This is a genomic window from Nocardioides sp. J9, assembly GCF_007829375.1.
GTDB lineage: Bacteria > Actinomycetota > Actinomycetes > Propionibacteriales > Nocardioidaceae > Nocardioides.
On sequence record NZ_VLJQ01000074.1, the window covers coordinates 35,498 to 45,423 of the forward strand.

9 protein-coding genes are annotated in these 9,926 nt (G+C 71.1%); all 9 read left to right on the forward strand.

Annotated elements, in window-relative coordinates:
* Positions 1-85: 85 nt before the first annotated feature.
* The 9 genes from ruvC (at position 86) to L615_RS11970 (ending at position 9,756) form a co-directional block, all read left to right on the forward strand.
* A complete protein-coding gene (gene ruvC / locus L615_RS11930; RefSeq protein ID WP_028655717.1) occupies positions 86-643 on the forward strand; it encodes a crossover junction endodeoxyribonuclease RuvC in 558 nt (185 codons plus the stop codon).
* Complete coding sequence (gene ruvA, locus L615_RS11935) at positions 640-1,239, forward strand: Holliday junction branch migration protein RuvA (protein ID WP_028655718.1); 600 nt, start codon at positions 640-642, stop codon at positions 1,237-1,239. Before ruvC ends, ruvA begins: the two co-directional genes overlap by 4 nt.
* Before the next feature lie 5 nt (positions 1,240-1,244).
* The gene (ruvB, locus tag L615_RS11940) at positions 1,245-2,321 is read left to right on the forward strand and encodes a Holliday junction branch migration DNA helicase RuvB (protein ID WP_028655719.1); all 1,077 of its coding nucleotides are present in this window, start codon (positions 1,245-1,247) and stop codon (positions 2,319-2,321) included.
* A 119-nt stretch (positions 2,322-2,440) separates the two neighbouring features.
* A complete protein-coding gene (gene yajC / locus L615_RS11945) occupies positions 2,441-2,791 on the forward strand; it encodes a preprotein translocase subunit YajC (RefSeq protein ID WP_051485791.1) in 351 nt (116 codons plus the stop codon).
* Between the two features lies 1 nt (position 2,792).
* On the forward strand, positions 2,793-4,631 hold the full coding sequence (gene secD, locus L615_RS11950; RefSeq protein WP_145725203.1) for a protein translocase subunit SecD: 1,839 nt from the start codon (positions 2,793-2,795) through the stop codon (positions 4,629-4,631).
* Entirely contained in the window at positions 4,631-5,896 is a 1,266-nt protein-coding gene (secF, locus tag L615_RS11955; protein WP_028655721.1) for a protein translocase subunit SecF, read from the forward strand. Before secD ends, secF begins: the two co-directional genes overlap by 1 nt.
* A 2-nt stretch (positions 5,897-5,898) precedes the next feature.
* Positions 5,899-6,456, forward strand: coding sequence for an adenine phosphoribosyltransferase (locus tag L615_RS11960; protein WP_028655722.1), 558 nt, complete (start codon positions 5,899-5,901; stop codon positions 6,454-6,456).
* Between the two features lie 161 nt (positions 6,457-6,617).
* Positions 6,618-8,849 carry a bifunctional (p)ppGpp synthetase/guanosine-3',5'-bis(diphosphate) 3'-pyrophosphohydrolase gene (locus L615_RS11965; protein WP_028655723.1) on the forward strand — a complete coding sequence of 744 codons (2,232 nt, stop codon included), beginning with the start codon at positions 6,618-6,620 and terminating at the stop codon, positions 8,847-8,849.
* Positions 8,850-9,012: 163 nt separating this feature from the next.
* The gene (locus tag L615_RS11970; RefSeq protein WP_145725204.1) at positions 9,013-9,756 is read left to right on the forward strand and encodes a hypothetical protein; all 744 of its coding nucleotides are present in this window, start codon (positions 9,013-9,015) and stop codon (positions 9,754-9,756) included.
* Positions 9,757-9,926 lie beyond the last annotated feature (170 nt).

Here is a 9,926-nt window from a genome sequence, read left to right on the forward strand (position 1 = left end):
CGCCGCCGGGCGTGTCCCGCGCCGGTCGTCGTCGCCCATCGTCTACGGTGGGGCCCGAACACATGTTCGGACGGAAGGTGACGACGTGCGCGTGCTCGGGATCGACCCGGGGCTGACCCGCTGCGGCCTGGGTGTGGTCGAGGGCTCGATCGGCCGACCCCTCGGCCTCGTCGACGTCGGCGTCGTGCGCACACCGTCGGACTGGTCGGTGCCGGAGCGCCTGGTCTACATCGAGAAGGGCATCGAGGCGCGCCTCGACGAGCACGCCCCCGACGCCGTCGCGATCGAGCGGATCTTCGCGCGCTCCGACGTCAGCACGATCATGGGCACCGCGCAGGCGGCCGGCATCGCGATGGTGTGCGCAGCCCGGCGCGGGCTGCCGGTCGCGCTGCACACCCCCAGCGAGGTGAAGGCGGCCGTGTCCGGCAACGGGCGCGCCGACAAGGCGCAGGTCGGGGCGATGATCGCCCGCATCCTGCGCCTCGACGCCGTGCCGAAGCCGGCCGACTCCGCCGACGCGCTCGCGCTGGCCATCACCCACATCTGGCGCGGCGGCACGCAGGCGCGCATCGACGCGGCGCTCGCCGCGGCCCGCGCGCCCCGCTCGCGCATCCCCACCCGCACCCCTGGAGGAGCCCGATGATCGCCTTCGTCCGCGGCCAGGTCGCCGCCGTGTCGCTCTCCAGCGCCGTCGTCGAGGTCGGTGGCGTCGGCCTCGAGCTGATGTGCACCCCGGGCACGCTGGCCCAGCTCCGCACCGGCCACGAGGCGACCCTGCCGACCAGCATGGTGGTGCGCGAGGACTCGCTGACCCTCTACGGCTTCGCCGACGAGGAGGAGAAGACCGTCTTCGAGCTGGTCCAGACCGCCTCCGGCGTCGGGCCGAAGCTCGCCCAGGCCATCCTCGCCGTGCTCAGCCCCGACGGCGTGCGCACCGCGATCGCCTCCGACGACGTCAAGACGCTCACCAAGGTGCCCGGCATCGGGCAGAAGGGCGCCCAGCGGATCATCCTCGAGCTCAAGGACCGCATCGGCGCCCCGGCCGGATCGGTCGCTGCCAGCACCGCCGCCCCGGCTGCTGCGTGGCGCGACCAGGTCCACCAGGGCCTCGTCGGCCTCGGCTACAACGCCAAGGACGCCGAGAAGGCCGTGGACGCCGTGGCCGACCAGGCCGACGGCAACGCGCCCGACGTCGGCGCGCTGCTCCGTGCCGCCCTCCGCACCCTCTCCAAGGCCTGAGCGCCGTGCCCTTCCACGAGGACGAGCTCGCCGCCGCCGAGGAGGTCCACCTCCGCTCGCTGACCGCTGCCGAGGCGGAGGGCGACGAGCGGGCGGTCGAGGCCGCGCTGCGCCCGCGCAGCCTCGACGAGGTGGTGGGGCAGTCACGGGTCCGCGACCAGCTCGGCCTGGTCCTCGAGGCCGCCCGGCAGCGGGGGAGGGCCCCCGACCACGTGCTGCTCTCCGGCCCGCCGGGCCTCGGCAAGACCACGCTCGCGATGATCATCTCCCACGAGATGAACGCCCCGCTGCGGCTCACCAGCGGGCCGGCGATCACCCACGCCGGCGACCTCGCCGCGATCCTGTCCGGGCTCAACGAGGGCGAGGTCCTCTTCGTCGACGAGATCCACCGGATGTCGCGCCCGGCCGAGGAGATGCTCTACCTCGCGATGGAGGACTTCCGCGTCGACGTCGTCATCGGCAAGGGCCCGGGGGCGACCGCGATCCCCCTGGAGATCCCGCCCTTCACCCTCGTCGGGGCCACCACCCGGGCCGGCCTGCTGCCCGGCCCGCTGCGCGACCGCTTCGGGTTCACTGCCCACCTCGAGTTCTACGAGCCCGACGAGCTCGACCTCATCGTGCGCCGCTCCGCCGGGCTGCTCGGCGTCGAGCTGACGCCCGAGGGTTCTGCCGAGATCGCCGGCCGCTCCCGCGGCACCCCTCGCATCGCCAACCGGCTGCTGCGCCGGGTCCGCGACTACGCCCAGGTCCGCGCCGACGGCATCGTCACCCGCGAGGTCGCCCAGTCGGCACTCGACCTGTACGAGGTCGACGAGCTCGGCCTCGACCGGCTCGACCGCGCCGTGCTCGACGTGCTCTGCCGCCGCTTCGGCGGCGGACCGGTCGGCGTCTCCACGCTCGCCGTGGCCGTCGGCGAGGAGCGGGAGACCGTCGAGGAGGTCGCGGAGCCCTTCCTCGTGCGCAACGGCTTCCTCGCCCGCACCCCGCGAGGGCGGATCGCCACGCCCGCGGCGTGGGCCCACCTGGGGATGCCCGCGCCGTCGTACCCCGACGAGGCGAGTCCCACCCTGTTCGAGGACTGACCCGGACTCTTCCACGCCGATCCCGCGGTGGCTGGGTTCCGTGGCTACACTTGCCCGTCGGTCCGCCCGCACCCTGCTGCGAGCGGCGCTCATCCCTGCCCCGCTGGAGAGGTTTGTCTGTGGAAGACGCTCTGTCCCTGCTGCCGATCGTCGCGATCGCAGTCATCTTCTGGCTGCTGATCATCAGGCCGGCCTCCCGCCAGCGCAAGCAGGCCGCCGAGCTCCAGGCGGCGCTGGGCGTCGGCGACGACATCATGCTGACGTCCGGCATCTTCGGCACGATCGTCGGCGCCGCTGACGACCACCTCCAGGTCGAGCTCGCGCCCGGCGTCGTGATCCGCGTGGTGCGCGGAGCGGTCGCCTCGGTGAGCCGCGACGCCGCCGCGACGCCGGCCGACGAGGCCACCGACGCGGTCGAGCCCGCCGCCGAGCGCCCCGAGACCACCACCGACCCAGACGAGGAGCGCTGAGATGGCCTCGCACGGCCCGCGCCCCGGGCGCAAGCTCATCATCTTCTTCCTCGGCCTCGCCGTGGTCTACGGGCTCACGGCCCTCTCACAGGCCAGCGCGGAGGAGCCGTGGCGCCCGTCGCTCGGCCTCGACCTGCAGGGCGGCACCCGGATCACGCTGACCACCGACGGCTCGCCCTCGCGGGAGAACCTCGAGGAGGCTCGCCGGATCATCGACCAGCGCGTCAACGGCTCCGGTGTCGCCGAGGCGTTCGTGACCAGGCAGGGCGGCCGCAACATCGTCGTCGAGGTGCCGGGCAAGAAGAAGGGCGCCGACCGCGACCAGCTCGAGGAGACGGTCAAGCGCCAGGCGCAGCTCCGCTTCCGCCTGGTCGCGTGCTCCGACTACAGCCCGGGACCGTGCGCCTCCGCCGGCCTGCCGGGTGCCGACGACTCGATGGGCGGCGGCCTCGGCCGTCCCGGCCTGGACCTGGCCGCGGCCGACGAGGAGCCGACCGACGGCCCCAGCGGCAAGGCCGACAAGAAGGCTGACAAGAAGAAGTCGGGGAAGACGGCTGCTGACGGCGCGTCCGAGACCGCCAGCCCGACCGACCCGAGCAGCACGCCCGCCGAGGGTGAGTCCGGCGCTCCCGACGAGGAGCCGGCCGCCGACGAGGAGTTCTCCGCGGAGGACGCCATCTCGTGGTCGCGCAGCCCCGACCCGGCCGCCATCGCGGAGTTCGCCAAGTACGCCTGCGACCCCAACGGCCAGATCCTGGACGCCCAGACGGGTGAGCCGGCCGACGTCCCGGACGATCCGGACAAGCCGCTCGTCGCGTGCTCGGCGCCGGAGGACGACCAGCCCTCGCAGAAGTACCTGCTGAGCCGATCGGTCATCGAGGGCACGGAGCTCGATGACGCCTCCGCCGGAACGCCGCAGAACGGTGTCGGCTGGGAGGTCCGCATCGAGATGGGCAACAGCAAGAAGAAGTCCCGCCCCGCCGGTACGCCGGGTGCGGCCGACGACTTCGAGACCGTCTCGCGTGCGTTCGCCCAGACCGAGGAGCAGTTCGCGATCGTCCTCGACGGCGTCGTGATCTCCGCGCCGCGGATGACCGCGGTCATCACCGACGGCCGCTCCAGCATCACCGGTGACTTCAACGAGCAGGAGGCGCTCGACCTGGCCAACAGCCTGAAGTTCGGTGCGCTTCCGATCGCCTTCGACGACGACCAGACCTCCGTCGAGGAGATCGGTCCCTCGCTCGCGGGCAACCAGCTGAGCGCCGGCCTCACCGCGGGCGGCATCGGCCTCGCCCTGGTGATGCTCTACTGCCTCTTCTACTACCGCGGCCTCGGCCTGGTGGTGGTCAGCTCGCTGTTCGTGGCCGCCGCCATCACCTACGCGATGGTGCTGCTGCTCAGCGAGACCGCCGGCTTCACGCTGACCCTGCCGGGCATCGCAGGGCTGATCATCGCGGTCGGCATCACCGCGGACTCGTTCGTCATCTTCTTCGAGCGCATCCGTGACGAGATGCGTGAGGGCAAGTCGATGCGGGTCGCCGTGGAGACCGGCTGGGCCCGGGCCCGGGTCACCCGCGTCGCGGCCAACACGGTCCAGATCCTCTCCGCGCTGGTCCTCTACATCTTCGCCACGGGCGCGGTGAAGGGCTTCGGCTTCGCGCTGGGCCTCACCACGCTCATCGACCTCGCGGTCCTGTTCTGGTTCACGAAGCCGATGGTGTCGTGGCTGGCGCACTTCCGCCTCTTCAACTCCGGGCACAAGATGTCCGGCCTCAGCAAGGAGACCCTCGGCATGGACGTGGCCCAGCCGCGCACCGCGAGCACGGGAGGTGGTCGCTGATGGGGAAGATGTCCCGACTCGGCAACGACCTCTACCAGGGCCGGAAGTCGGTCGACTTCGTCGGTAAGCCGTGGCTCTGGTACGCCATCTCGGCCGTCGTCGTCGGCCTGGCGATCGGCATCCTGTTCGTCAAGCCGCTCAACATGGGCGTCGAGTTCACCGGTGGTACGACGCTGTCGGTGCCCGTCGGTGAGGGCAAGGCGACCCAGGACAACGCCGACGAGCTGCGGGAGACCGTCGGCGACGCCGGCATCGAGAACGCGGAGAACCCCACCGTCACCACCGAGGGCAGCTCGTCCCTGACCGTCCAGGTCGAGAACCTCAACCCCGAGCAGCGCGCCGAGATGACCGCACTCATCCACGAGGTCTTCCCGGACGTGGCCGAGGGTGAGATCTCGATCCAGGACATCGGCCCCAGCTGGGGTGCCGAGGTCGCCAAGCGCGCCCTCACCGGCGTCGGCATCTTCCTCGTCCTCGTGGTCCTGTTCATCTGGGGCTACTTCCGCGAGTGGCGCATGTCGGTGGCCGCGATCCTCGCGCTGGCCCACGACGTCGTGCTGACCATCGGTGTGTACGCGCTGTCCGGGTTCCAGGTCACCCCTGCGGCGGTGACCGGCCTGCTCGCCATCCTCGGCTTCTCGCTTTACGACACCGTCGTCGTGTTCGACAAGGTCAAGGAAAACACCAACCAGCTGCGCAAGAACACGCAGTCGTACGCCGACGCCGCCAACCTGGCCGTCAACCAGACCCTGGTCCGCTCGATCAACACCTCGATCGTGGCGCTCATCCCGATCGGCGCGATCCTCTACGTCAGCGCCGTCCAGCTCGGCGCCAGCTCGCTGCAGGACCTCGCGCTCGCGCAGTTCGTCGGCATGGCCGTCGGCGTCTACTCGTCGGTGATGCTCGCCCCGCGCATCCTCGTGCACCTGAAGATGCAGGAGACCGAGGTCCAGATCCAGGCCCGCCGGGCCCGGGCCAAGCAGCGCGCGCTCGCCGACCGCTACGCCGCCGTCCCGGTGTTCAAGGAGGAGGAGCCGGTCGTCCCGCGCGGCGCCGCCGCGATCGACGACATCGAGATCGTCGACGAGCTCGACGAGGACGAGGACGACCTCGAGCCCGACGTGCCGGCCGACCGCCGTCCCGCCCAGGGCGCCGTCGGGAAGGGCCGCAACGTCCCGACCGCGAGCCGTCCGGTGGCGGACAGCGGCAGCTCCGGTCGCAAGCAGCCCCAGCGCCAGACCCGCTCCAAGCGCGGGAAGAAGTAGGCGTGGGGGAGTCGTCCGTGACCTCCCGGGCGGTCGAGGCGCTCACCCGCCTGGTGCGGGACGTGCCCGACTTCCCCGAGCCGGGGATCATGTTCAAGGACATCACCCCGCTGCTCGCCGACGCCGACGGCTTCGCGGCCGTCGTCGACGGTCTGGCAGCGGCCGGTCGTGACGCGGACGGGACGCCGGCGGTGGACAAGGTGCTCGGCATGGAGGCGCGGGGCTTCATCCTCGCCGCCCCCGTGGCGCTGGCGCTCGGCGTCGGGTTCGTGCCGGTCCGCAAGTCCGGCAAGCTCCCGCACCACACCCACAGCGTTTCCTACGCCCTCGAGTACGGCGAGGCGGTGCTCGAGCTGCACCGCGACGCCGTCGCGCCGGGGGAGCGGGTCCTGGTGGTCGACGACGTGCTCGCCACCGGCGGCACCGCCAGGGCCACGAACGACCTGGTCACCGCCTGCGGCGCGACGACGGCGAGCTTCGCGTTCCTCATGGAGCTCGGCTTCCTCGACGGGCGCGCGGCGCTCGGCGACGTACCGGCGACCTCGCTGCTCACCGTCTGAGCGGAAACCCGTCGAGCGGTGCCTCGCGACTCCGCCGCCGGCGCACGGGGGCGCGCCACTAGACTGGGAGAATGACCGAGGAGCGCACCCCCACCGCGGCCACCCCGCGGGTCGCGCCTGCGCCCACCCCGGTCTCCCCGGAGGTGCCCACCGGACGCAGCATGCGGGCCCGGCTCGCCCGGATGGGCAGCCGCGGGCAGCCCTCCAACCCGGTCCTCGAGCCGCTGTTCCGCGCCGTCCGCGCGAACCACCCGAAGGCCGACCTGCAGCTGCTCGAGCGCGCCTACCTCACCGCCGAGCGCCTGCACGCCGACCAGAAGCGCAAGAGCGGCGACCCCTACATCACCCACCCCCTGGCGGTCACCACGATCCTCGCCGGGATCGGCATGACCGAGCCGACCCTGGTCGCGGCCCTCCTGCACGACACGGTCGAGGACACGCCGTACACGCTCGAGGAGTGTCGCCGCGACTTCGGTGACGAGGTCGCCCGGCTCGTCGACGGCGTCACCAAGCTCGACAAGGTCGTCTACGGCGACTCCGCCAACGCCGAGACCATCCGCAAGATGATCGTCGCGATGTCGCGCGACATCCGGGTGCTGGTCATCAAGCTCGCCGACCGCCTGCACAACATGCGCACGCTGCGCTTCGTGAAGCAGTCGACGCAGGAGCGCAAGGCCCGCGAGACGCTCGACATCTACGCCCCGCTGGCCCACCGGCTCGGCATGAACACCATCAAGTGGGAGCTCGAGGACCTCGCGTTCGCGACCCTGCACCCGAAGATCTACGACGAGATCGTGCGGATGGTCGCCGAGCGGGCGCCCTCGCGCGACCAGTTCCTCGCCGAGGTGATCTCCCAGGTCGAGAAGGACCTGCGCGAGGCCAAGATCAAGGCGACGGTCACCGGCCGGCCGAAGCACTACTACTCGATCTACCAGAAGATGATCGTCGGGGGCCGCGACTTCTCCGACATCTACGACCTGGTCGGCATCCGCATCCTCGTCGAGGAGGACCGCGACTGCTACGGCGTCCTCGGCGTGCTGCACTCGCGGTGGAACCCGGTCCTGGGCCGGTTCAAGGACTACGTCGCGATGCCGAAGTTCAACATGTACCAGTCGCTGCACACGACGGTCATCGGCCCGCAGGGCAAGCCCGTCGAGATGCAGATCCGCACCTTCGCGATGCACCGGCGCGCGGAGTACGGCGTCGCGGCGCACTGGAAGTACAAGGAGGACGGCCGCGCCGGCAACGACACCGACAAGCGCGGCGACCTCGACGACATGAGCTGGGTGCGCCAGCTCCTCGACTGGCAGAGCGAGGTCGAGGACCCGGGCGAGTTCCTGGAGTCCCTGCGCTTCGAGATCAACCAGACCGAGACCTACGTCTTCACGCCGCGCGGCGACGTGATCGCGCTGCCGGCCGGCTCCACGCCGGTCGACTTCGCCTACGCCGTCCACACCGAGGTCGGCAACCGCACCATCGGTGCCCGCGTCAATGGCCGCCTCGTCCCGCTCGAGTCGACCCTCGAGAACGGCGACGTCGTCGAGGTCTTCACCTCCAAGGCCGAGGGTGCCGGCCCGTCGCGCGACTGGCTGAACTTCGTGAAGTCCCAGCGCGCCCGCTCCAAGATCCGCCAGTGGTTCACCAAGGAGCGCCGTGAGGAGGCCATCGAGCGCGGCAAGGACGAGATCGCGCGGCTGATGCGCAAGGAGGGCCTGCCCCTCAAGCGCCTGCTGTCGCACGACTCGCTCACCCTCGCCGCCAGCGCCTTCCGGCTCGCCGACGTGTCCGCCCTCTACGCCGCGGTCGGCGAGGGCAACATCGGCGCCCAGGCCGTCGTACGCAAGGTCATCGAGCTGCACGGCGGCGACGAGGGGGCCCAGGAGGACCTCGCCGAGGCCGTCACCATCACCGGCCGCAGTCGCCGCCCGCGTCGCCCTTCCGGAGGCGACTCCGGCGTCATCGTCACCGGCTCGCCCGACGTGTGGGTCAAGCTCGCCAAGTGCTGCACCCCGGTCCCGCCGGACTCGATCCTCGGGTTCGTCACCAAGGGCGGGGGAGTGTCGGTCCACCGCAAGGACTGCACCAACGCCGCGGACCTGCTCGGCCAGCCGGAGAAGCTCGTCGACGTCGAGTGGGCCCCCACCGGCCAGTCGACCTTCCTGGTCAACATCCAGGTCGAGGCCCTCGACCGCTCCCGCCTCCTCTCCGACATCACCATGGCGCTCTCCGACGCCCACGTGAACATCCTGTCGGCGAACCTCACCACCTCCCGCGACCGCGTCGCGAAGTCGCGGTTCACCTTCGAGATGGCCGAGGCCAAGCACCTCGACACCGTGCTCAAGGCCGTCCGGACCGTCCCGGGCGTGTTCGACGCCTACCGCGTCACCAGCTGACGCCGCTGCAGGAATCCCCGCTCAGCCGGGTATTCCTGCGGTTGTTGGCCGTTGCAACGGCCAACAACCGCAGGAGAACGTCATCAAGTCCAGCCCGCTGAGGTTTGTCCACAGGAACTGAAGTCGTGGTTCGGGCAGGGAACGGACAGGGCAGCGTCGCTCCATGACGATCCCGGCCGACGACCCGCGCCTCGCCCCGATCTCGCTGCGCCGCGAACTGATCGCACTCGGCGAGACGGACCGTTCGCTGGCGGCCTCGCTCCGTTCGGGCATGCGCGCCAGGCCGCGGCGCGGAGCGTACGTCGAAGGGCCAGCCTGGCGGGCGATGTCGGGAGATCAGCGGTACGCCGTCCGGTGCCGCGCGGCGTACCAGCAGGCCCGCGCCGGTGTGATCCTGAGTCACGCGTCGGCGCTGCCCTTCCACGACGCGCCGTTGTGGGGCCTCGACCTCTCCGAGGTCCACCTCACCCGCGTGGACGGCCTCTCGGGCCGACGGGAGGCTGGGGTGCAACGGCACCGTGGTGAGGTGGACGACGGTGACGTGGCGGAGGTACACGGTGTGCGGATCATGTCGGCCATCCGCGCCACGCTGGAGGTGTCGATGTGGGGCACGACCGAGCCTGCGCTGGCCGTCGCCAACCACTTCCTGCACCGGGGCGACTTCACTGCTGCGGAGCTGCGCGAGCGGTACGAGCAGTCGATGGTCCACTGGCCCGACTCGGTCTCGACGGACGTCGTGATCCGGCTCGCCGACCCGCGGATCGAGTCGGTGGGGGAGTCGCGGACGCTGTACTTCCTCTACCGGCACGGCTTCCCCAAGCCTGTGCCGCAGTACGAGGTCGCGGACGACGGGTTCGTGGCCTTTCTCGACTTCGCCGTAAGAGTCCCCAGGAGTGGTGGGCTTTGAGGAACCACGGCGAGGCTGCCTGACGTAGACGGCCATCGGCGGGATCTTCGGTGTGAAACGACCAAGAGACACACTGAAGGAGATCCACCGATGGCCTTGCCCCAGTCTGCCCTGTCCGAGCTGCTCGAGGCATTCCGTGCCGGTGATGGCGTCGATCTGATCCGTGATTC